Origin of the sequence: Atlantibacter sp. RC6 (genome assembly GCF_014193285.1) — a bacterium.
Classification (GTDB): Bacteria; Pseudomonadota; Gammaproteobacteria; order Enterobacterales; family Enterobacteriaceae; genus Atlantibacter.
The window spans coordinates 112299-135707 of sequence record NZ_JACHZE010000001.1; the positions used below are offsets into that span (position 1 = coordinate 112299).

The following is a 23409-nucleotide window of genomic DNA, read 5'->3' on the forward strand; positions in this document are numbered from 1 at the left end:
ATAGCGCTACTTCGGTAGCGCTTTTTTTATCTCTAAATAAAGGTAACTTCAACGAATAACGAGAATTCAAAATGAACACAGATAAAATGATGCTGGATTTATGTCCTCCTCGTAAATCCATTACTATGGGTGAACATACTTTTTATGCACGTCCGATGATGATGAAAGAATATATTGATCACATCACTAACCCGAATAAAGAAGACCGTGACGAAGTCACTATTTTACGCTGCATTATTGACGAAAACGGAAACCCGGTATTCACCGATATCGAACAGATTAAACGCCTTTACACTGTTGCCCGCTCGAATCTTATCAGCCTTATTTCTGAAGTATCTATTGTAATGGATCTGGTTGAATTCGAAAAAAAGTCCGAAGCAACCCCTTCCTGAGTTTTAAATATCGCCTGATGCTTCGCAAGGGATTGACTTTCGAAGAACAGATGAATCTTGATCTGGTTACTTTTTTCGAACTTCATATATTCGATCAGTATATTGAACCGCAATCACCTGTTGTCACTGATACATATTTTGCACTGTTGCAGGATGCCATTTACCGATCATCCGGGAACATGACTAAGCAGGGTTTGAAATCAATGAAAGTAAGTGATTTCCGGCTTATTCCAGTTGACCGGATTTTTAAAACCCCGGAAGAAATTCAAGAAATTTACAAGGCAAAAATGAAGAAACATATGGCTGGTATTTTAGCGGGTATTTCGGATCAAGACCGTCAAAAACTGGAAGCCTTAACCAAAAAGAAAGGGGTTGTGAATGGCAAATAATAACAATCACAATATTAATATCAACGCTAATATTTCCGGTCTTGCAGATGGTGTTAACGGTGCGGAGCGATTATTAGATAGCCTGGCTAATCAGGCTACGGATCTGAACGGTGTCCTGGGTTCGCTCGGTCGGGGCATCAGTAGCGCCGGGGGACTTTCTCCGGCGTTCAGGCTGCTGGGGGGTTCGCTGGGGGTTGCTGCTGCCGGTATCACAGCATTAATGGCTTCAGCACAGAAAGCGAGTGAGATCGATCAGTTAGCCCAGACAGCACGAATGACTTCGGACACGCTTCAACAGCTAAAAGCTGAATTCGCTGCTACCGGGATGGAAATGTCTAATTTCGCAGACATGAACAAAGATGCCCTGAAAAACTTCGGTGCGGCGGTTCGTGCTGGTGGTGGTATTGCTGACGAACTGAAGAAATACGGCTTAAAACTTGAAGACTTCACCGCGCATATTGCAGGTGCAAACGGTGGTATCAACGCAACGATTAGCCTGTTTTACAAGATGCGTGAAGCGGGTGCATCCATATCCGAAATTAGTGCTTCAATGGAAGCGTTAGCGGGCGGTTCGTCTGAAATGATTTCTCATTTGCAGAACTACCAGACTGAACAGGAAGCGATGAACGCAGTAGGTAAACAATCGGTAAGCGTTACTGAAGATTCAATTAAGGCTTTCAGGGAACTGGGAACGCGCCTTAGTGAATTCCAGGATGCATCATCTTCCGCTCTGGCTAACGGGCTGGCCCCCTTCGCCCAGAAGATGTCCGACTTATACGACTGGTGCAAAAAGGTTAAAGGCGAACTTGCTGAAGTAAGCAAAAAGATGGGTGATCCGGTGCTGGGTGCTTCTGGTATGAGTCGGGGCCAGCAACAGCAGGGCTTTGGACACATATCAAAAGAGCAATTAGCCGAACAGAAGTATCAGAAAGACGTTGCGGCAGCGCGGGAAAAGGCTGAAAAGAACTTTCAGCAAAACCAGAAAGACATTGCCGCACGTAAAGAAGCCGAAGCCGAAGCCAAACGAATTAACGATGAGATCGCCAGGGTTAACGCTGAAAAAGCGGCTGCGGAAAAGGAAAAAGCTGATAAGGCTGCAAAAGCGGCAGCGGACAAGGCAGCGCGTGAAGCGAAAGCGGCGGCTGATAAAGCCCAACGTGAGGAAGAACAGCGCCAGAAAGAGTATGAGCAATGGAAAAAATCATCGTTTGATGCATTAAACAAACTCACCATTGATTCGTATTCCTCGCAGGCCGCGACCATTTCCAGCGCACAATCTAAATTACAGGAATCCTTCAAATCACTGGATGATTTGTATGAACAGAACCTGATTTCCGAAGATGACTATCATCAGAGAAAGGCGGCATTACAGGATGCCTACGCTGAAAACTTTGGTTCTTTCGTGCTGGGTATGAACCTTGAAGATATTGAAAAGGTTCAGGAGGCGTCTGAACAGGCATACACCAGAGATCTCGAAAACCTTCAGAATTCATACGAGCAAAAACTTATCGCGGTCGAAGAATTTGAAAGCAGAAAGCAGGCAATTATCAGCGCCCATGCTGAACGCGAACGCGAAATAGATAAAGCGACAAACGCCGCTAAGGTTCAGCAGTACAGCGATTACATGATGGCGGCGGGTGGAATGCTTGATGCTTTCGGCGGGCAGTCAAAAAAAGCTGCTTTAGCTTCGTTTGCCCTTCAAAAAGGGGCAGCAATAGCCGAGGCGACTATGGCGGCGTACACAGCATATGCTGACGGCGTTTCTAAGGGCGGTTGGGCTGGGTTCCTGCTTGCTGGTTCCAAAATGGCGGCGGCACTCCAACAGGTAGCGAGTATCAAATCAACCAAACTTTCAGGGATGGCGCACGATGGTATTGATAACGTTCCCAGAGAAGGCACCTGGTTACTGGATCGGGGTGAACGTGTGGTGGATAAACGTACCAACGCCGATTTGAAGACGTTCCTTAATGATTCTGAAGGTAGCGGTCAACCAATAACGATCAACGCGCCCCTGAATATTTCGGGTAACGTGAACTCGTCTGACCGTATGGTGATGGAAGCCCTTAAAAAACACCCCCAGGAGATCAGGCGGCTGGTTGATGAGGCAACAAGGCGATCAATGTAAGTCCCTAAATACGGGTAAATACACAGGGGCTTATTATGTCAGTCGATATTTTCAATCATTCAAAACTTAAAATTGGGGCTTCGGTTAAATCCGTTGCCCCTTTCTTTCAGAATAAAAACGCTAACGGATCCGTTACCAGACGCTTTCCGGGCATTCAGTATTATCAGTTAGATATGGATGTTTCCTTTCAGGCTGAAGATCAATACCTTTTTGAGCAATGGCTGGCTGAATACCGTTACGGTAAGCCATTTACCTTCCCCCTCTCCCGCTCTGTAAACATGAAATACAGAGGGAAACAGACTACCGCTATCTCCACGACCACCGCACCAACAGCCGGGGGGCGTGTCGTGGGTATGTCTGCTGAACTCGAACCGGGAACAAAGTTTAACTTTCAGAATCACCCAAAGGTTTACGAGATAGTGAATTATGACCGGGCAACCGGAACAGCAACCATTTTTCCTAATCTACGCCAGCAGGTGCAGGCAGGCGAAATTATCAGGTATCAAAACCCGGCATTAACGCTGATGCTGACAACCGGAACGGTAGATATCCCGCTGACCCAGATTGTTCAACTCAAGTTAGAAACAACAGAGGCGATCTGAATGGACATTATTCAGTCATTTAACGCGCTGTGTAGCAATGCTGATTTTATCAGTGTGTATAACGAGCGCATGGGAACAAATCTGACCCGGCTCACCATGAAGCATGTATTTTCAACGGGCAGTCTTTATCATTGCGTCAGTATTAAATTTGGTGACGGATCCGGTGAATTGCGAATTTGCGATGGTTATCATGACATCATGTTTAATAACCAGTTGTATATTGCAAGCGGTGATTTTCTTGACGTTCAGAATAGTCCAGAGTCAAAAGAAATTAATAATAACGGGATGAGTGTCAAAATCTCTAATGTTCGCCCGGAATATGTTCAGTTGATCCGTAACAAGAAATTTGACCGGGCGATAGTCACCATTTCTATGGTATTCCTCTCACCGCAAACCGGGCAGGTTCAGACATCTTTCGGTGTGTTTCGGGGCCAGATAGATTCGTCAACCATCCGTATTGATTACGGGCATGATGAAGAAATCATATCAGAAACTGAAATAAAAATAAATAACTTCTGGGAGGTGCTGAATAAATCCGCAAGGTATCACGCTTCTGATGGTGTTCACCGTTCTTATGCAGGTAACAGCCATGATACCTTTTTCCAGAAGATCGGGAAATGGAATTCAGAAGCAGTCTGGATGACAAAAAAATAACTTTAATAAATACGGGTATAAACTTTTAAAGGGTATACCCATGTTTAAGAAACAAGCACAGTTAACAGATTATATTAACTCACTCATCGGCAAACCGCTTCAATACGGTATTGTTGATTGCAACATCGCAACGTTAAAAGTTGTTGATATCCTGTTTGATACCGATTACCACGATAAAATTTTCCAAAAATATACTGATGCGAAATCAGGGTATGCGCTCGCCAAAAAAGAAATCGGTTATACAAACGCGGTTGATTTCCTCAAAAAATATTACCAGGAAACCGATATCCCTTCAGATGGTGGATTAACCATTAAAAAGATCAAAGCCGGACGCCTGAACGAATATCACATTGGAATTGTTTATTCCGGTTTCGTTCTTGCGCTTAAGGATGGTGTATTTCAGATGGTTCCATTATTTGATACCGAATACGATCTATTATTGGGGGTGAAATAATGCCACCAGTAATAATTGCGGCTGCGGTTGCGGCTGCTTCCGCTGCTGCGGCTGCGTCAATGGCTGCGCTTGCTACTACTGCAATTGTGGCAATTGCTGTTGCTGCGGCGGCTGTGACTGCCCTGGTAACGTATCAGGCTATGAAGCAGACCGTTCCCAAATTTAATTCCCCCGATTCCGCTTCGACAATCGGGACAAGCACCGATCCGAAATCGGTAGTTCCTGTTGTGTATGGGAATTCCCGCGTAGGCGCAATTTGCGTTTACAAGGACGTAAAAGGAACCGGGAAAGTTAACGATGATATGTATCTGGTTTCCATTTATGCGGTTGCATTGGGCCAGATTGATTCCTTTAAAAACCTGTACTTGGACAACAAAAAAATCCTTGCTGATGGTGTTTACCGCGACGGTGTGGTCGCTTCTAATAACATTATTTCGCAATACCGTGACGTTGTTCAGGTTGAATTCAGTGTTGGTTCTCAGAACGGAAGACACTTAACCCTTGCTTCAAAATTTCTCGGTGCGGATAAATGGCCTTCAACTAATACAGGTAACGGCATCGCAACAATGTGTGTTGTCCTGAAGAAAACCCAGGATGCGCTAACTTCAGGTGTGGATATCCTTCAGCCTAATTCACAGGTTGCGGTTGATATGTCCGGGACGATTATTACTGATTTAACCGATGGGTCACGTTGGGCTTCAACTAACGGCGCTTCACAAGCTGTGGACTACCTGACCAATACTAATTATGGTTTAGGTGTTCCGCTTGAAAATATCGATCTGGATTCGTTTAAAGCTGTTGCTGTTCAGACGAATAATTTTTATTCGCATGGTTCAACCGACCCGAACAGTTCTTTTAAAAGTAACTTATCCGATCTCTGTTTAGGTTTCGGCGGGGTAATCTTTGAATCGTTCGGAAAACTGGTTTGTAAATTAGATGGCCCGGACGTTGTAAAATATTCATTCGATGAATCGAATATTCTGGCTACCAGCGTTGAATATACCGATGGTTCCACCACGGATTACTTCAATACTCTGAACGTTGCGTTTAACGATCCGAACGCTGATTATGCACAAAACATTTTGCGATACCCGTCTGATCCAAATAACGACCCGGTAATTGCAAAAGATGGTCGTATTATAGCAAAAGATGTTACATATCGGTTTGTTAAAGACACAGCTCAACTTGATAAATTATCCAGCATCGAACGCAATAAATGCAAGCTAACCCAAACGCTTTCTTTTGCTACCGCTGACGCTTATACACTTCAGGTATGGGACGTAATTAAATTCAGCAATGAAGAATTGCAGTTGAAAGATGCCCTGTTCCGTGTTACTTCAATTACCAGAACAATGGAATCCGGTATGGTTGGTTCAATTCAGGTAACAGCGGTTGAATATAATTCACAGATTTATACTGATATGGATTACGCGGTTAAACCGGATAATACAGGATCAAGTATTTCATCAAGCCTGAAAACGCCTTATAACTTCAAAGCTATGGCGACGGGTGAAACGGTCTACGGTAAAAATGTTCTGCTTACCTGGGATTGTGATCATGATTTTAACCGTTATCAGTTCTTTATCCAGTATAAAGAATCCGGTTCGAATTACTGGATTAGTATCGGTTCGACATCACAGTATAGTTTTACCATTACCGGGCTGAAGACAGGGACGAATTATGATTACCGTATTTGCGCTGCGGGCTTATTCTATCAGTCCGATTGGGTAACGCTGATTAACCAGAATCCTGACGTGACATACGCCCTGCCCGCGCCAGTCGTCAAACTGCGTAACGCAACCACCACTGGCGGATTAATTACTACAGACACCGATTTCTTTTTTGAATGGGACGATCAGTCAAAACTGGACGTTGATGTTAACGGGGTGAAGCGAAAATTTGTTGATGTGTTCGACCGCTACCAGATACGTGTCACAACTAATAACACCACGTATACCTATTTCACGCGTAATCTCTCCTGGGATTACACGTTCGCGATGAACCAGAGCAACATCCTTTCGCGTGAAATTAAGGTAGGCGTCAGCGCTATTGGCTTTGGCGGAATGAAGTCAACTGAAACGGTATTAACGGTTAAGAACGAACAGCATAAAGCGCTGAAGGGTTTTGTTGCCTCTGCGGGTTACGGCGCTATCTTCACTCAGTGGACTGATTCAACCGAACCAGACTATGCCGGGGTAATTATTCAGACGGCAACGGATACCAGCTTTACCCAGAATCTCAGGATCCACCAGGCCAGAAACGCCATTGAACTGGCAACAATTAATTTGCCGGACGGGGCTTATTATGTCCGGGGGGCCGGGTTCGATATGTTCGGCATTGACGGGGTGATTTACGGTGCGGCGCTGTATGTTGATCTTCAGTCGCGTGTTGAATGGACATCACAGGACAAGGAAGCACTCGAAGATTTCCTTAACCTTGATCCAAAATTTGAGGATATGGCAGAGAAGACCTTACAGCAGGCTAACGATGCTTTACAGGCGGAAATCGACATACTAAAAACCAGCATTACCAACGACTACCAACGGGACATTGCCGCCAGCGTGACCGACCTGAAAACCATTGTTCAGGACGGTGATGCCCTGGTTACATCAAAACTTGATCAGGTGAAGACCGACGCCGCAAACGGACTATCCAGCGCGGTTACTAATCTGACCAAAGCGATTAGTGATGGTGATAAAGCGCAGGGAACAGCCCTACAGACGGTTAAGACGGGCCTTGAAGGTAAGATTACCGCTGAAGTGCATACGCTCAACCAGACGATTACCACGAAGGATACCGCGCAGAGCACAGCCCTACAACAGGTTAAATCAAACGTTGAAGGCCAGATCGCCACAGTAACGCAACAATCCAAAACGCTGGTTGATAACCTGACCAATAATGTTAACGCGAACTACACGCTGAAGCTTGATGCAAACGGTGTTGTAACGGGTATGCAACTGATCGCGGATTCTGCATCAGGTAAAAGCGCTGTTTATTTCAACGCGAAAGAATTCATGGTGATTTCCGATGCGACAAACACAACAGCGCCTGTAATCCCCTTTGCGGTTCAGAATAACAAAGTTTTTATCAACTCGGCGGTCATTGCGGACGGTTCTATCGGTAACGCGAAAATTGGCAACGCGGCGATTGATACCGCGAAAATTGTTGATGGCTCCATTACCGCCGCGAAAATCGGTAACGCCCAGATTGGCAGTGCCCAGATCGCTAACCAGATTAACTCCAACACCTGGGACGGCACAGGTAATACAGGCTGGGGCATTTTCAAAGATGGTCGTGCTTACTTCAATAATATCTTTGCTCGCGGGCATATTGAAGCAGCTTCAGGTAGCTTTACGGGGAACGTCAACGCCAACAGTGGCTACTTTGCTGGTGAGTTACGCGCAGGTTCAGGTTATATGAACAACATCGAAATCGGGGCGAACTGTAGAATCCACGGAACGTTAACAGCGAACCAGATTGAAGGTGACGTTACTAAAGGCTACTCGTTAACCAACGGTGTGGTTAATACGATCCCTCCAATGCCGTTTAACCGGATGGTGTCGATCCCGGCGATAATCACAACCGCAACAGGCCGAACCACTGGTGAGTATGATTTCGCAGCATCATCAGCCTTGACGTTGTATGTAAACGGCGTTGCGGTAGCAACAGCGGTTGCGCATTCGTCCAGTTCTCAGACTGTAACGGGGGTTGCTCAGTACAGTTTTGAGTTACCGGCGGGTCAGTCTGCAACACTTCGTGTAAGTGGAAGCAGTACAGGCGCAAATGGTGCTTCAAACGCTTTTACCGGTTCAGTTACGGCGTTAGTGTTTAAAAACTGATAAATAAAGCCCCTTAAATAAAGATGCAATTTAACTTTTAAGGGGCATTAATTATGCTTGAATTTGACATTTACGCAGCTACCGGGGCCGGGGCTGCGGTTATCGGCGCACTGTGGAAACTTTTTCACAGTATTTCTCATACCCGAACAAAACACGAGCAACGTTTATCTTTAATTGAATCGACGAATTCACTTCAGAAATTCAAGATTGATACTCTTGAAAAGAAACAGGGAACAACGGAGAACCGGATTGAAAAAATTGATGAAACCATTAATGGTATCCGTCGTGATATTACGGAGATCCTTACCATCCTGAAAGGACGTGCAAATGAGAAAAATAAAAACATGGATAATTAGATCCAAAAAGATTGTCATAATTCTGATGTTTATCGTTATTTTTTATAACATCATCGCTTCAGTTTTTAATTTACCTGTTGTCCCGGTTGATTCTGTGTTTGGTTCTGTTATGTCAATGCTAACAGTCTTTGGGGGGTTGTAATGGCTTCTTCCACATCACGTATCCGGGCAAGGAACGACGCTGAACTAAGACGAACGCTACAACGTATGGAAAAGTGGCGGATCCAGACAGGTGATTCTTACGAAAGAAAAATGTTTAAGGTTGCCGGAATGCTATCTGAATATGTCCAGAAGGAAGTAAACAGAGCGATAGATTCGCCAGTTCCGTTTACAGCGAAATCGGGCATTTTCTACAAGGCAACCCGAAAAGGAAGATTTAACCGGCTGTATCAGATCGGCATAATGGATATTCAGAATATCTATCTTTCCGCACTAATCGATAAGCAGAAGCCTACAACCTCGCTGGTTCCGGTTGCGAAGAAATTCACCGACAAATACGGAAACATTAAAGGATTAAGAAAGAATCTTGGTAATGGTTCGTATGTTCGGGTTAACCATTCTGACAGTTCCATTTTGATAAATAAGGCTGCGAAGAAAAGAGAAGATCGTTTAATCGCAATAAAAAGAACTTCCGTAAGGAAGAAGCCAATTAAATGGCCCGAACTCGAACAGAAAGTAATCAAAATGTTTAACGACAGGATAGACCGATGAACCCAACAGACTTCCCGTATTATGACCACACTGATTTACCCGCTGTATATCTGAACGGTATTAATCCCGAATCCTTAACATATGCCTTCGATAAGAAATTTATCAAACAGAAAAGATTTAAAGATATGTTGGTTAACGAAAACCAGTGTTTTATTGCCAGCACCCAGATGAAGAAACCCGTATTTCGTTTTCAGTTAGGCCGTGAAATAGATATCGTTAATCCTTACGACTACAACACACGTGCAGTTTGCTGTGGGTATCTCGAATATTATTTTCGTGGGTTTAACATGATTGGGTATCTGTTCCAGTATATCTGAAGATAAATACCTGTAAGAAATATTAGCTCTTACAGGTGTTAAAAATGAACAAATATAAATTCTCTACTCGTAGTAAAAATAATATGGTCGGTATTCACCCTGATTTACGTCAGGTTGCCGATCTTGCGCTTGCCCTTACCGACCGTGATTTTATCGTTACCGAAGGTTTACGCACTCCTGAACGCCAGAAGCAAATGGTTCAGGAAGGTAAATCGAAAACAATGAATTCCGCCCACCTCACAGGCCACGCAATCGACATTGTTCCGTATCCGATATCATGGAACCCTGAAGATTTTAAACCTGTCATAGCGGCTTTCAGACGCGCTGCTGACCACCTGGGGATCCTGATTGAATTTGGTGCTGATTGGGTATCGTTCAAAGACTGGCCCCACATCCAGCTACACCGAAAAGAATACAGTTTCTAATCCTTTCTGACGGGCAATCCGTTATCTATCCGATATCGCAAAAGAAAACCCCTGATGGAATATCAGGGGTTTTTCCGTTATTACTCGGTTAAGCGGTCGATTATCGTCGGCGGGTGCTCAGAACGTGCCTGATGCTCTCTAAAGAACCTTTCACGGTCGATCATGATGTCTATATGGGAATGCAACACCAATCCTTCGGATTCTAACAACTGCTCGTTCGTAACTGTGGTTGAATCAATGTAAACCTGTCCTTTCGTCCACGCTGTATCTTTCTTGATCACTAACTTCTGGGTTCGTCCATCCCGGTAAGTAACAAAAAAACAGTTGTGCGCGGGATCAATCTGCTGGCAGTCAATCCGCTTGATTACCGTTTTGATGCTGGCGCGGACCTCCAGGCGATCAACGTTCTGGGTATCGTTGATATCAAGCTGTTTAAACTTATCCCATCCGGCAGTATTCATCCTGACCATTTGATCATCGTGAATCTGTTTCTGTTTGAGATAATCTGCTTTCTGGTTCTCTAAACCGTCGATCAGTTCTGTCAGCTTATTAATCATCGCTGGTGATTTTGCGGAACCAATCGCAACCAGATAGTTGGCGATCTGTTCATCGATATCAGTAATCAGGTGTTCAACGCCTGACATAACCGGGGATGATTCAACGAATACCCGATCCGCTAACAACTGCAACAGGGCAAGTTCAAGAGTACGGGCGCGGAACCCCCACTTAGAACAATTCCGGTGTGAATCCCTCGACGAACAAACGTACCTGTACGCGAACGGCTGGTTCTTCACAGTGGATTTCATTTTGAACATGTGACAACCACAATGTTTGCAGTACAAGATCCCGATACCTGATAACAAAGGGATCTCTGGGTTAGCCTCCTTCAATGGTGCAAATGACTTGTTTCCGATCTGGAACTTCAACCGTTCATATTCGTCCTTCGTCACAATCGCGGGGTAATAATCATCAAGGGTGTACGATACACCATTAACGTTAATCACCTTCTGACCGTGGATCGCAGGTTCGATAATTCGCGAAGCATGTTGTATGTTCCATTTACCGCGTGAACGTCCTTGTGCTGGCGCAGGATGGTTTTCTTTCAGATAGGCCAGTATCAGACGGTTTGAATAGCCCTTCTGCTTCAGTTCAATCATTTTTTGTGCAATAGGGTAATAAACAGGGTGTGGTTTTACGAATCCTGAACTTGAGTCAGTCCACCACTTATCCATCCCTAATTCTTTAATAGCAACGACTGGATCTCCTAACTGACGTGCTTTGTGCCGTTTAATTTTATTCAGGGCACTTGCAATAGTACGATGCGATTTTGTCTCAGATTCATCATTTGCCCGTGAAAACAACATCACCGAATACATAAGCTGCTGAAGGGTATCGTTGTTAACTTTAGTCTCTCTGTAAATTTGGTTGTCGATTCCGGTGATAACGACAATTCCTTTTAACAACAGACTTGTGAACATGTTAACTGCTACCATAGGGTTGGCGCGTGAAAAGCGATCAAGTGATTCAATTAAGAGATACGAACCGGAAGGAATTTTTCCTGTGTCAACATGGTGAATAAAATCCGCTAACGCCCCTTCTGTTGCGTTCTTGCCTTTGAACGCTGACACCCCAAAATCTCGGTATTCTTCGAAGATTTCTAAATCATGCTCCTGCGCAATCTTCTTAACCATTTTGTCGATGTTGGATTTCTGGCGCTCAATACTGGTTCCCTTCGATTGCCGTTCAGAACTAAACCGAACATAACTGTAAATTCTTGGTCTTTCCATAGTTTAAACCTATCTAATGCTGTTTCGTTAATCACCATTATTTAGACATGCCAACTCACACAGTACTGACACAATCAGGCATTTTTATGTGTTTCATTTCAAGTTGCATTTTTTGAACATGGTAAATCCTTAAGTCATTATGCATTCTTATGATGGATAGCTTTATATAGTGTTAACCGACTGAATTCACTTCAATCAAGATTCAGTTAACAAGCATTCCGATTAATATGAGTTAGTGTACTTCAGTGAACACCGACGGGAACGTGATTGATTTCGTGGTGTTCGGCATTCTGCATGGCCTGTCTACCAAGTGGTATATGGTGCCGGTGGTGGCTGCGATATGGTTCGTGGCTTACTATGCGATTTTCCGCTTCGCCATCACCCGCTGGAATATCAAAACGCCAGGTCGCGATATCGAGACCGCGAATGTGCAAGAAAAAATCCAGTCCGTTGTACCCGGTAAATCGGGTTATAACGTGCCGGCTATTCTGGCGGCGCTGGGCGGCGCGGAGAATATTGTCACGCTTGACAACTGCATCACCCGTCTGCGCCTGTCGGTGAAAGACATGTCGCTGGTGGATAGCGATGCGCTGAAAGCCAACCGCGCCATTGGCGTCGTGAAACTTAATCAGCACAATTTGCAGGTGGTCATTGGCACCCAGGTGCAGTCCGTGAAGGATGAAATGGCTGGCCTGATGAATATGGTCGAAGCATAAACATACATGCCCTTTCGCGCCGCGAAGGGGCATGGCTTAAGGAAGGACTATGTTTGATTTTTCTACCCCGGTGGATCGTCACGGCAGCTGGTGTACCCAGTGGGATTATGTCGCCGACCGCTTCGGCAGCGCCGATCTGCTGCCCTTTACCATCTCTGATATGGATTTCCCCACTGCGCCCTGCATCCTTGATGCGCTTAACCAGCGTATCGCCCACGGCGTTTTCGGCTACAGCCGCTGGAAGCATGACGATTTTCTTTCTGCCATCCATCACTGGTTTGCGACGCGCTTTAACGCCCGGCTCGACAATGACGCCATTGTTTACGGGCCGTCGGTGATTTATATGGTCTCGGAGATGATTCGCCAGTGGTCAGCCCCTGGCGATGCGGTGCTGATCCATACGCCGGCTTACGATGCTTTTTATAAGGCTATCGAGGGCAATCAGCGCCAGGTGCTGGCTGCGCCGCTGCAAAAAATCGCCAACGGCTGGCGCTGCGATATGCAGCAGCTTGAGGCGCTGCTGGCGCGTCCCGAATGCAAAATCATGCTGCTGTGCAGCCCCCATAACCCTACCGGCAAAGTATGGACCCGTGATGAGCTCGTCACCCTGGCGCAATTGTGCGCCCGCCATCATGTGCGAGTGATAAGCGATGAGATCCATATGGATATGGTGTGGGGCGACAACCGCCATATTCCCTGGAGCGAAGTGGGCGGCGATCGTTATGCGCTGTTCACCTCCGGCTCGAAAAGTTTCAACATCCCCGCCCTGACCGGCGCCTGGGGGATCATCGCCGACGCGGCGGATCGCACCGCTTATCTGGCGGCGCTGAAAGGCCGCGACGGGCTCTCTTCCCCGGCGGTGCTGGCAGTTGCCGCGCATATTGCGGCCTACCGCGACGGCGCGCCCTGGCTGGACGCGCTGCGCCGCTACCTTGAGCAGAATATGCAGTTTATCGCGCAACGCCTGAACCAGGCTTTCCCGCAGCTCAACTGGCAGCCGCCTGAAGCCACCTATCTGGCGTGGATCGATCTGCGCGTTTTACAGATTGATGACGCCCTGCTGCAAAAAAACCTCATTGAGCAGCAGAAAGTCGCCATTATGCCTGGGGATACCTACGGCGATGAAGGGCGAGGTTTTGTACGGCTCAACGCTGGTTGCCCGCGGGTGAAACTGGAAAAAGGCGTTGAGGGGCTAATTAATGCGATACGCGTCTGCATGGCATAACGCCAATGTGGTATGGTGTCGCCGCTAAAGTTTGCGGAGGCACCAAGCATAAAATATGCGTAAAACAACCTGGATACTTATCGCCGTCGCCATTGTGGTGTGGGCAGCCAGTCAGGCTGGCTGGATTTGAGCAAACCCGGGAAACCGGGTTTTTTATTGGCCGAATGCCCCTTGTTGCGCAACAACCCGACACTTGATGCGCAAATAGCAGAATGTCGCGTGCATGGGCGACGGTAAAGCCTTTATAATAAAATGCACTTTATTCAAAAAAGAGTGCCACTATGATTGATACCACCCTGCCGTTAACCGACCTGCATCGCCACCTCGACGGCAATATTCGCCCGGAAACCATTCTTGAGCTGGGCCAGCAATTTAATCTTCCCCTGCCTTCCCACACGCTCGAAGGATTACTTCCGCACGTACAGGTGATTGAAACCGCGCCCGATCTGGTGAGCTTTTTAAGCAAGCTGGACTGGGGCGTAAAAGTGCTCGGCTCTCTCGATGCCTGCCGCCGCGTGGCGCGGGAAAACGTTGAAGATGCCGCGCGTCAGGGGCTGCATTACGTCGAGCTGCGTTTTTCGCCCTGGTATATGGCGATGAACCATAACCTGCCGGTAGCGGGCGTGGTGGAAGCGGTGATTGACGGCGTACGCCAGGGCTCCCGGGAGTACGGCGTCGAGGTGCGTTTGATCGGCATTCTGAGCCGGACCTTCGGCGAGACCGCCTGCCTGAACGAGCTGGAAGCGCTGCTGGCGCACCGCGACCAGATCACCGCGTTGGATCTGGCGGGAGACGAGCTGGGCTTCCCGGGCAGCCTGTTTTTAAATCACTTTAACCGTGGCCGTGATGCGGGTTGGCGTATTACGGTGCATGCCGGCGAGGCAGCCGGTCCGGAAAGTATTTGGCAGGCTATTCGCGAACTGGGTGCCGAGCGTATTGGTCACGGCGTCAAAGCCATTGAAGATCCGGCGCTGATGGATTTCCTCGCGGAGCAGAAAATCGGTATTGAGTCCTGTCTGACGTCCAATATTCAAACCAGCACCGTGCCGTCGCTGGAGGTTCATCCGCTCAAACGCTTCCTTGAGCACGGCATTCTGGCCACCATCAACACCGACGATCCGGGGGTTCAGGGCGTGGATATTATTCATGAATACCAGATTGCCGCCGTGCAGGCCGGGCTTACGCTCGATCAGATGCGTACCGCCCAACGCAACGGACTGGAAATCGCCTTCCTGTCAGAGAGCGAAAAGCAGGCCCTGCGGGATAAAGTCGCTAAAGCCTGAAAACAAAAACGCGCCAACTGGCGCGTTTTTTTAGGCGTGAACTCTATTACGTCAGGCAAAGCGTTGAGCGATGTTTGGCGGATTCAATCCCCAGCTCAATCAATTCCATCACGCGGATCGCCTGGCTGGCTGGCACCGGGTTTTCGCCCTGGCCGTTAAGCGCATCGCGGATCGCCGCATAATAGGCCGGATAGTTGCCCGGCACGGTCAGCAGGGTTTGCGCGTCCAGCTCCTCGCCGGACGCCAGGGTGAGTACGCCGTCGCGCATATCGTAACCCCAGTCTTCCTGCGGCAAACGTTCGCCCGCTTTCAGGCGATCTTCCTGCGGGTCGAGACCGAATTTCACATAGCTGCCGCGTGTTCCGTGTACGATATAGCGCGCCGATTCGGCTGCTGCCAGCATGGTGCCATGCAGCACTACGCGGCGCTGCGGATAAGTTAACACCGCATGGAAATAGTCGGTGGTTTGCGCATCGGGGCGCAACTGCGCCATATCCACAGTAATGCTCACCGGCACGCCGAACAGCACCAGCGCCTGGTCAATCAGGTGCGGACCTAAATCGTACCAGATGCCGCTTCCCGGGCCCGCCTGTTCGCGCCAGCGATTGCGCACCTGCGGGCGGTAACGGTCAAAGTGGGATTCGAAATAACTCACTTCTCCCAGCTTGCCTTCGGCAATCAGGCCCTTCAGCGTCAGGAAATCGCTGTCCCAGCGGCGGTTATGGAATACCGACAGCACCAGACCGCGGCTTTTCGCCAGCGCTTCCAGTTCACGAGCTTGTGACAACGTCACGGTAAAGGGTTTATCCACCACCACGTGTTTCCCGGCTTCCATAGCGGCGCGGGCCAACGGGAAATGGGTATCGTTGGGCGTGGGAATGACAATAAGGTCGATATCAGGATCGTTGAAAAGCTGTTTAGGGTCGGAGACTACGGTAACGCCAGGCCAGTCGGCGTGCACTTTGCTCGCATCGCTGCTGGATACCGCCGCCAGGGTCATACCCGGCGTGCCGACGATCAGCGGAGCATGGAACGTTTTACTGGCATAGCCATAACCAATTAATCCAACACGGATGTTGTCGCTCATTTACATTCCTCTCGTCTATGGACGAAGATATTTCACACCATTCGCTACCCGGTAACAACTGCTTATCCCATTTATCCTGAGAGATGAGGCCATCCAAAGACCGTCTGTCGCGTCGTTGACTAAGCCTGAGTAGCTTTTGCCGCGAAAATCCTTATAATTCTTGCGCTGAAATTCACCCAGCGAATAGCGCTAACGATATACCGCGCCGGAGGTATTATGACCGCCACGCCAGCACTGCGTATCGGGGGATGGCTTCTTGCCCCTCTCGCCTGGCTTCTGCTGACCTTACTGAGCACCTCATTAGTCGTGGTCATGTATTTCACCGCCCTGCTCTCGCCAGAAACGCGCCAGGCGTTAGGCCAGCAAGCCGGACAAGACGCCATCTGGATCTATGTGTCCCTGCTTTCCGCGGTCTTGATGTGGAGTTATACCCTGTGGCTAACCATCGGATTTTTTAAACGCCAGGCAAAGGTGCCAAAGCACTATATTATCTGGCTGCTGGTTTCAGTGTTGCTGGTACTGAAATCTTTCGCATTTTCGCCGGTGTCGGATGACGCCATTGTGCGCCAGCTGGTGTTTCAACTGATCGCCGCCGCGCTGTTTGTCCCTTATTTCAAGCGTGCGCAGCGGGTAAAGCTGACTTTCGTCAATCCTTAATAACCTTACAGATTCTCTGTTGTCGACATGTGATCCATGTCCGATAATAGGCGGCTATTTTTGTTCCAGGTCGGATAATGACTGATTACTTGCTGTTATTTGTTGGTACTGTGCTGGTCAATAACTTCGTGCTGGTGAAGTTTCTTGGCCTGTGCCCGTTTATGGGAGTTTCCAAAAAGCTGGAGACCGCCATTGGCATGGGCCTGGCCACCACCTTTGTGATGACCCTGGCGTCGGTCTGCGCCTGGCTTATCGACAACTTTATCTTAATCCCCCTCGATCTCGTTTATCTGCGCACCCTCGCCTTTATTCTGGTGATCGCGGTGGTGGTGCAGTTTACCGAGATGGTGGTGCGCAAAACCAGCCCGGCGCTGTATCGCCTGCTGGGTATTTTTCTGCCCCTGATCACCACCAACTGCGCGGTGTTAGGGGTGGCGTTACTGAACATCAACCTCGGCCACAATTTTCTCCAGTCGGCGCTGTACGGCTTTTCGGCGGCGGTGGGTTTCTCCTTTGTTATGGTGCTGTTCGCGGCCATTCGCGAACGTCTGGCAGTGGCCGATGTGCCCGCGCCGTTTCGCGGCAACGCTATCGCGCTGATTACCGCCGGGCTGATGTCGTTGGCCTTTATGGGCTTTAGCGGGCTGGTGAAAGTGTCATGAGTACCGTCTGGATCGCTATTTTATCCCTGAGCGCGCTGGGCCTGGTGTTTGGCCTTCTGCTGGGCTTCGCCTCGCGGCGCTTCGCCGTGGAAGAAGACCCGATCGTCGACAAAATCGATGCGATTCTGCCCCAGAGCCAGTGCGGCCAGTGCGGATACCCCGGCTGTCGGCCCTATGCCGAAGCGGTGGGGAATCAGGGCGAGCATATCAACCGCTGCGCGCCAGGCGGCGAAGCGGTGATGCAAAAAATCGCCACCTTACTGAACGTCGACCCGCAACCAATTGGCGGTGATGCAGCCCCAGAGCCGGTGCGGATGCTGGCTGTGATCGACGAAAACAACTGTATCGGCTGCACCAAGTGCATACAGGCCTGCCCGGTTGACGCCATTGTGGGCGCTACCCGTGCGATGCATACCGTTATGAGCGATCTGTGCACCGGTTGCAATCTGTGCGTTGACCCCTGCCCAACCCGCTGTATTGAATTGCGGCCTGTCGCCACCACGACGGAAAACTGGAAATGGAATCTGGACAGTATTCCGGTTCGAATCATTCCTGTGGAACAACATGCTTAAGTTATTTTCTGCCTTCAGAAAAGAGAAAATCTGGGATTTCGACGGCGGCATCCATCCGCCCGAAATGAAAACCCAGTCCAGCGGTACGCCGCTGCGCCACGTGCCGTTACCTGGCCGTTTTGTAATTCCATTAAAACAGCATATTGGCGCTGAGGGCGAACTGTGCGTTCAGCCTGGCGATCGGGTATTACGCGGCCAGCCGCTGACGCGCGGCTGGGGCCGAATGCTGCCGGTGCATGCGCCGACTTCCGGCACCGTGGTGGCGATTGCGCCGCACAGCACCGCTCATCCTTCCGCGCTGGCGGAACTCAGCGTGATTATCGAGCCGGACGGCGACGACCGCTGGATTGAGCGCGACGGCTGGCAGGATTACCAGCAGCGCACGCGTGAACAGTTGATCGAACGCATTCACCAGTTCGGCGTGGCCGGACTGGGCGGCGCAGGCTTCCCTACCGGCGTCAAATTGCAGGGCGGCGGCGATAAAATCGACACCCTGATCATCAACGCGGCGGAATGCGAGCCCTACATCACGGCTGATGACCGCCTGATGCAGGAGTGCGCGGCGCAAATTATCGAAGGCATTCGTATCCTGGCGTGGATTTTGAAGCCGCGTGAAGTGCTGATCGGTATTGAAGACAATAAACCTCAGGCAATTTCCATGCTGCGGGCCGTGCTGTGCCACGAGCACGGCATGGCGCTGCGCGTGATCCCAACCAAGTACCCGTCCGGCGGCGCGAAACAGCTGACGCAGATCCTGACCGGTAAGCAGGTGCCGCACGGTGGCCGCTCCTCTGACATTGGGGTGCTGATGCACAACGTCGGCACGGCCTATGCGGTTAAGCGCGCCGTTATCGACGGCGAACCGCTGACCGAGCGCGTGGTGACCCTGACGGGCGAATCCATCGCGCAGCCGGGCAACGTCTGGGCGCGTCTCGGTACGCCGGTGCGCCACTTGCTGGATTTTGGCGGATTCTGCCCCACTGGCGATCAGCTGGTGATTATGGGCGGCCCGCTGATGGGCTTTACCCTGCCGTGGCTTGATGTGCCGGTTGTGAAAATTACCAACTGCCTGTTAGCCCCATCCAGTAGTGAAATGGGTGAACAGCAGGAAGAGCAGCACTGCATTCGCTGTAGCGCCTGTGCCGACGCCTGCCCGGCGGATCTGCTTCCCCAACAGCTTTACTGGTTCAGTAAAGGGCAGCAGCATGACAAAGCCACCGCGCACAATCTTTCCGATTGTATTGAGTGCGGCGCCTGCGCCTGGGTCTGCCCGAGCAATATTCCGCTGGTCCAGTATTTCCGCCAGGAGAAAGCCGAAATACGCGCCGTGCAGCTTGAAGAGCAGCGCGCCGCCGAGGCCAAAGCGCGCTTTGAAGCCCGCCAGCAGCGGCTGGAGCGGGAAAAAGCCGCGCGCCTGGAACGTCACAAAAAAGCCGCTGTCCAGCCGGACGCGCAGGATCAGGATGCCATTCAGGCCGCGCTGGCACGGGTGCGGGATAAGAAAGCGTCGGATGTGATCGTGGTGCAGGCGAATAGCCAACCGGACAATCAGGCCGCAATTGCCGCCCGTGAAGCGCGTAAAGCCGAGGCGCGTGCCCGTCAGGCAGAGAAAGCGGCGTCCGCCCAGGCGCAACCGGCCAACGATGCCGCCGCCGATCCGCGTAAAGCGGCGGTAGAAGCGGCCATCGCCCGCGCCAAAGCCCGCAAACAGGCCGCCGCTGAGCCGGTTGAACCCGCCGCCAGCGACGCGCCGGTCGATCCGCGCAAGGCGGCGGTGGAAGCCGCTATTGCCCGCGCCAAAGCCCGCAAGCAGGTCGCCGCTGAGCCGGTAGAAACAGCCGCCAGCGACGCGCCGGTCGATCCGCGCAAGGCGGCGGTAGAAGCCGCTATCGCCCGCGCCAAAGCCCGCAAGCAGGCCGCCGCTGAGCCGGTTGAGCAAGCCGCCAGCGACGCGCCGGTCGATCCGCGTAAAGCGGCGGTAGAAGCTGCCATTGCCCGCGCCAAAGCCCGCAAGCAGGCCGTGCAGGCGGAGCCGGCCAATGACGAACCGGTCGACCCGCGTAAAGCCGCGGTCGCCGCGGCGATTGCCCGCGCCCAGGCTAAGAAAGCCGCCCAGCAGGTTGTGAACGAGGAATAAATGGTTTTCAGAATCGCAAGCTCCCCTTATACCCATAATAAGCGCCAGACCTCGCGCATCATGATGCTGGTCTCACTGGCGCTGCTGCCCGGTATCGCGGTGCAGTGGTACTACTTTGGCTGGGGATCGTTAATTCAGTTACTGCTGGCTGTCATCAGCGCCCTGGCGGCAGAAGGCCTGGTATGTAAACTGCGCAAGCAGCCGCTCTCGGGTATGCTGGGCGACAACTCCGCGCTACTCACCGGGCTGCTGCTGGGTATCAGTATTCCTCCCCTTGCGCCCTGGTGGATGGTGATCCTGGGCACGGTGTTCGCCATTATTATCGCCAAGCAGCTCTACGGCGGTTTGGGCCATAACCCATTTAACCCGGCGATGATCGGCTATGTGGTGTTGCTGATCTCATTCCCGGTGCAGATGACCAGTTGGCTGCCGCCACTGAGCGTTGCTGCGTTACAACCGGATTTGCTGGATACGCTGCGGATGATTTTTAGCGGCCATACCGCCAGCGGCGACACCCTTGTTCAGCTGAAGCTGGGCATTGACGGCGTAAGCCAGGCCACACCGCTGGATACCTTTAAAACCGGCCTGCGCGCCGGCAGCGACGCGGCGCAGTTGATGCATACCCCGATGCTAAGCGGCGTGCTGGGCGGGCCAGGCTGGCAGTGGGTTAATGTGGCGTTTCTGGCGGGCGGTCTGTTCCTGTTAGCCAAAAACCTGATCCGCTGGCATATCCCGGTGAGCTTCCTGATTTCGCTGCTGGTGTGTTCGCTGCTCGGCTGGCTAATTGCCCCGGAGCAGTTTGCCTCCCCGCTGGTGCATCTGTTCTCCGGGGCGACGATGCTTGGCGCGTTCTTTATCCTTACCGATCCGGTGACTGCCTCTACTACCAATCGTGGCCGCCTGATTTTCGGCGCGCTGGCTGGGGTGCTGGTCTGGCTGATCCGCAGCTACGGCGGCTACCCTGACGGCGTGGCGTTTGCCACACTGCTGGCGAATATTACCGTGCCGTTGATTGACTATTACACCCGCCCGCGGGTTTACGGGCATCGCTAAGGAGCGCTTATGCTGAAAACCATGCGAAAACATGGCGTGACGCTGGCGCTGTTTGCCGCGTTCTCCACCGGTCTGACCGCCGCCATTAATGAATTGACCAAAAACACCATTGCCCATCAGGCAGCTATGGTGCAGCAGGCGCTGTTCGACCAGGTATTCCCGACGGATAAATACGATAACGATCTGCAACAGAGCTGCTTGTGGGTTAATGACCCGGCGCTGGGCAAAGGCGAGCATCGTATTTATGTGGCGCGTAAAGGTGATAATCCGGTAGGCGTGGTGATGGAAGCCACTGCGCCCGACGGCTATTCCGGAGCAATCCAACTGCTGGTGGGCAGTGATTTCCAGGGCAACATCTGGGGCAGCCGGGTCACGGAACATCACGAAACGCCAGGTCTCGGCGATAAAATCGAGCTGCGCATTAGCGACTGGATCACCACGCTGAGCAATAAACATATTCAGGGCGCAGACGACGCCAGCTTTGCCGTGAAAAAAGACGGTGGGCAGTTTGACCAGTTTACCGGGGCGACCATTACGCCGCGCGCGGTGGTCAACGCCGTGAAGCGTGCCGGGCTGTATGCCGAAACGCTGCCCAATAAACTGTCTGGTTTACCGTCCTGTGGAGAGCCCTAATGAGTCAGATTAAAGAGGTTGTGGTACAGGGGCTGTGGAAAAACAACTCCGCGTTGGTCCAGTTGCTGGGGCTATGTCCGCTGCTGGCGGTGACCTCTACCGCCACCAACGCGCTGGGCCTTGGCCTTGCCACCACGTTGGTATTGACGCTGACTAACACCGCGATTTCCGCGCTGCGCCGCTGGATGCCCGCCGAAGTGCGCATTCCGATTTACGTGATGATCATTGCTTCGGTGGTCAGCGCGGTGCAGATGCTGATCAACGCTTATGCGTTCGGGCTGTATCAGTCGCTGGGCATTTTTATTCCGCTGATCGTCACCAACTGTATTGTAATTGGCCGCGCTGAAGCCTTCGCCGCGCGCAATAGCGTAGCTATATCCGCGCTCGACGGCTTTGTGATTGGGCTGGGCGCCACCAGCGCGATGTTTGTGTTGGGTTCAATCCGGGAAATTATCGGCAACGGCACGCTGTTTGACGGCGCGGACCAGCTATTGGGCAACTGGGCAAAGGTGCTGCGTATCGAGATTTTCCATACCGATACGCCTTTTTTGCTGGCGATGCTGCCGCCCGGCGCGTTTATCGGGCTGGGCTTAATGCTGGCGGTGAAGTACCTGATCGACGAGAAGATGAAAACCCGCCGTGCGGCGCAGCCCGTAACGGTTGATGCTGATGTTGATGCTGAGAAAGCGTGATGAACAAAGCGAAACGTCTGGAAATACTCTCGCGCTTGCGTGAACACAATCCTCACCCTACGACCGAATTAAATTTCAGTTCGCCGTTTGAGTTGCTGATCGCGGTGCTGCTCTCTGCTCAGGCGACGGATGTCAGCGTCAACAAAGCCACCGCCCGGCTCTACCCGGTCGCCAATACGCCCCAGGCGATGCTGGAACTCGGCGTAGAGGGAGTAAAGGAGTACATCAAAACCATCGGCCTGTTTAACAGCAAAGCCGAGAATGTAATTAAAACCTGCCGCCTGCTGATCGAAAAACACCAGGGCGAAGTGCCTGAGGATCGCGCTGCGTTGGAAGCCCTGCCCGGCGTGGGGCGCAAAACCGCCAACGTGGTGTTAAATACCGCTTTTGGATGGCCGACTATCGCAGTGGACACCCATATTTTCCGGGTCTGCAACCGCACTGAATTCGCCCCCGGTAAAAACGTCGAGCAGGTGGAAGAGAAGCTGTTAAAAGTGGTGCCTGCTGAGTTTAAAGTGGACTGCCACCACTGGCTGATCCTGCATGGCCGTTATACCTGCATTGCGCGCAAACCGCGCTGCGGTTCGTGCATTATCGAAGATCTGTGTGAATACAAAGAGAAAGTTTACGCCTGACCCTTT

23 protein-coding genes and 1 pseudogene are annotated in these 23409 nt (G+C 50.8%); 22 read left to right on the forward strand and 2 right to left on the reverse strand.

What is annotated here, in order from left to right:
- Window positions 1-71 precede the first annotated feature (71 nt).
- From FHW74_RS00485 to FHW74_RS00535, 11 genes are all read left to right on the forward strand, one after another.
- Complete coding sequence (locus FHW74_RS00485) at window positions 72-392, forward strand: cytochrome (RefSeq protein WP_183168644.1); 321 nt, start codon at window positions 72-74, stop codon at window positions 390-392.
- Window positions 393-442: 50 nt separating this feature from the next.
- Entirely contained in the window at window positions 443-781 is a 339-nt protein-coding gene (locus FHW74_RS00490) for a hypothetical protein (protein WP_183168645.1), read from the forward strand.
- Window positions 771-2906, forward strand: coding sequence for a hypothetical protein (locus FHW74_RS00495; protein ID WP_183168646.1), 2136 nt, complete (start codon window positions 771-773; stop codon window positions 2904-2906). Before FHW74_RS00490 ends, FHW74_RS00495 begins: the two co-directional genes overlap by 11 nt.
- A 35-nt stretch (window positions 2907-2941) precedes the next feature.
- Complete coding sequence (locus FHW74_RS00500) at window positions 2942-3508, forward strand: hypothetical protein (RefSeq protein WP_183168647.1); 567 nt, start codon at window positions 2942-2944, stop codon at window positions 3506-3508.
- A complete protein-coding gene (locus FHW74_RS00505) occupies window positions 3509-4162 on the forward strand; it encodes a hypothetical protein (RefSeq protein ID WP_255459831.1) in 654 nt (217 codons plus the stop codon).
- Between the two features lie 40 nt (window positions 4163-4202).
- Window positions 4203-4616 (forward strand): hypothetical protein, encoded by a 414-nt coding sequence (locus FHW74_RS00510; protein ID WP_183168648.1) that lies wholly within the window; start codon window positions 4203-4205, stop codon window positions 4614-4616.
- A complete protein-coding gene (locus FHW74_RS00515) occupies window positions 4616-8455 on the forward strand; it encodes a DUF1983 domain-containing protein (RefSeq protein ID WP_183168649.1) in 3840 nt (1279 codons plus the stop codon). The genes FHW74_RS00510 and FHW74_RS00515 overlap by 1 nt, the downstream gene beginning before the upstream one ends.
- A 53-nt stretch (window positions 8456-8508) precedes the next feature.
- Complete coding sequence (locus FHW74_RS00520) at window positions 8509-8811, forward strand: hypothetical protein (protein ID WP_183168650.1); 303 nt, start codon at window positions 8509-8511, stop codon at window positions 8809-8811.
- A gap of 141 nt (window positions 8812-8952) precedes the next feature.
- Entirely contained in the window at window positions 8953-9522 is a 570-nt protein-coding gene (locus FHW74_RS00525) for a hypothetical protein (protein WP_183168651.1), read from the forward strand.
- Window positions 9519-9839, forward strand: a complete 321-nt coding sequence (locus FHW74_RS00530; protein ID WP_183168652.1) for a hypothetical protein — start codon at window positions 9519-9521, stop codon at window positions 9837-9839. The genes FHW74_RS00525 and FHW74_RS00530 overlap by 4 nt, the downstream gene beginning before the upstream one ends.
- A gap of 44 nt (window positions 9840-9883) precedes the next feature.
- Window positions 9884-10264 carry a M15 family metallopeptidase gene (locus FHW74_RS00535; protein WP_183168653.1) on the forward strand — a complete coding sequence of 127 codons (381 nt, stop codon included), beginning with the start codon at window positions 9884-9886 and terminating at the stop codon, window positions 10262-10264.
- 80 nt (window positions 10265-10344) lie between these two features.
- On the opposite strand, the gene FHW74_RS00540 is transcribed toward FHW74_RS00535, so the two are convergent.
- Window positions 10345-12051 carry a recombinase family protein gene (locus tag FHW74_RS00540; protein WP_183168654.1) on the reverse strand — a complete coding sequence of 569 codons (1707 nt, stop codon included), beginning with the start codon at window positions 12049-12051 and terminating at the stop codon, window positions 10345-10347.
- Window positions 12052-12299: 248 nt separating this feature from the next.
- On the opposite strand from FHW74_RS00540, the pseudogene FHW74_RS00545 reads away from it, so the two are divergent.
- The 3 genes and pseudogenes from FHW74_RS00545 to add form a co-directional block, all read left to right on the forward strand.
- Window positions 12300-12767 (forward strand): annotated as a pseudogene (locus tag FHW74_RS00545) (glucose PTS transporter subunit EIIB); the annotation flags it as partial.
- Window positions 12768-12816: 49 nt separating this feature from the next.
- A complete protein-coding gene (locus tag FHW74_RS00550) occupies window positions 12817-13992 on the forward strand; it encodes a MalY/PatB family protein (RefSeq protein ID WP_183168655.1) in 1176 nt (391 codons plus the stop codon).
- A gap of 281 nt (window positions 13993-14273) precedes the next feature.
- Entirely contained in the window at window positions 14274-15275 is a 1002-nt protein-coding gene (gene add, locus FHW74_RS00555; RefSeq protein WP_183168656.1) for an adenosine deaminase, read from the forward strand.
- Between the two features lie 46 nt (window positions 15276-15321).
- On the opposite strand, the gene FHW74_RS00560 is transcribed toward add, so the two are convergent.
- Window positions 15322-16362 carry an oxidoreductase gene (locus tag FHW74_RS00560; RefSeq protein ID WP_183168657.1) on the reverse strand — a complete coding sequence of 347 codons (1041 nt, stop codon included), beginning with the start codon at window positions 16360-16362 and terminating at the stop codon, window positions 15322-15324.
- Window positions 16363-16578: 216 nt separating this feature from the next.
- Here FHW74_RS00560 and FHW74_RS00565 point away from each other — a divergent pair, with 216 nt between their 5' ends.
- The 8 genes from FHW74_RS00565 to nth all read left to right on the forward strand — a co-directional run bounded on the left by FHW74_RS00565 (window position 16579) and on the right by nth (window position 23403).
- A complete protein-coding gene (locus FHW74_RS00565; protein ID WP_183168658.1) occupies window positions 16579-17019 on the forward strand; it encodes a DUF2569 domain-containing protein in 441 nt (146 codons plus the stop codon).
- A 77-nt stretch (window positions 17020-17096) separates the two neighbouring features.
- The gene (gene rsxA, locus FHW74_RS00570; protein WP_183168659.1) at window positions 17097-17681 is read left to right on the forward strand and encodes an electron transport complex subunit RsxA; all 585 of its coding nucleotides are present in this window, start codon (window positions 17097-17099) and stop codon (window positions 17679-17681) included.
- The gene (gene rsxB, locus FHW74_RS00575) at window positions 17678-18253 is read left to right on the forward strand and encodes an electron transport complex subunit RsxB (protein WP_183168660.1); all 576 of its coding nucleotides are present in this window, start codon (window positions 17678-17680) and stop codon (window positions 18251-18253) included. The genes rsxA and rsxB overlap by 4 nt, the downstream gene beginning before the upstream one ends.
- Window positions 18246-20390 (forward strand): electron transport complex subunit RsxC, encoded by a 2145-nt coding sequence (gene rsxC, locus FHW74_RS00580; RefSeq protein WP_183168661.1) that lies wholly within the window; start codon window positions 18246-18248, stop codon window positions 20388-20390. The genes rsxB and rsxC overlap by 8 nt, the downstream gene beginning before the upstream one ends.
- On the forward strand, window positions 20391-21443 hold the full coding sequence (gene rsxD, locus FHW74_RS00585) for an electron transport complex subunit RsxD (protein WP_183168662.1): 1053 nt from the start codon (window positions 20391-20393) through the stop codon (window positions 21441-21443).
- 9 nt (window positions 21444-21452) lie between these two features.
- Complete coding sequence (gene rsxG, locus FHW74_RS00590; protein WP_183168663.1) at window positions 21453-22076, forward strand: electron transport complex subunit RsxG; 624 nt, start codon at window positions 21453-21455, stop codon at window positions 22074-22076.
- Window positions 22076-22768, forward strand: a complete 693-nt coding sequence (locus FHW74_RS00595; RefSeq protein ID WP_183168664.1) for an electron transport complex subunit E — start codon at window positions 22076-22078, stop codon at window positions 22766-22768. Before rsxG ends, FHW74_RS00595 begins: the two co-directional genes overlap by 1 nt.
- A complete protein-coding gene (gene nth, locus FHW74_RS00600) occupies window positions 22768-23403 on the forward strand; it encodes an endonuclease III (RefSeq protein ID WP_183168665.1) in 636 nt (211 codons plus the stop codon). The genes FHW74_RS00595 and nth overlap by 1 nt, the downstream gene beginning before the upstream one ends.
- The last annotated feature ends 6 nt before the right edge of the window (window positions 23404-23409 follow it).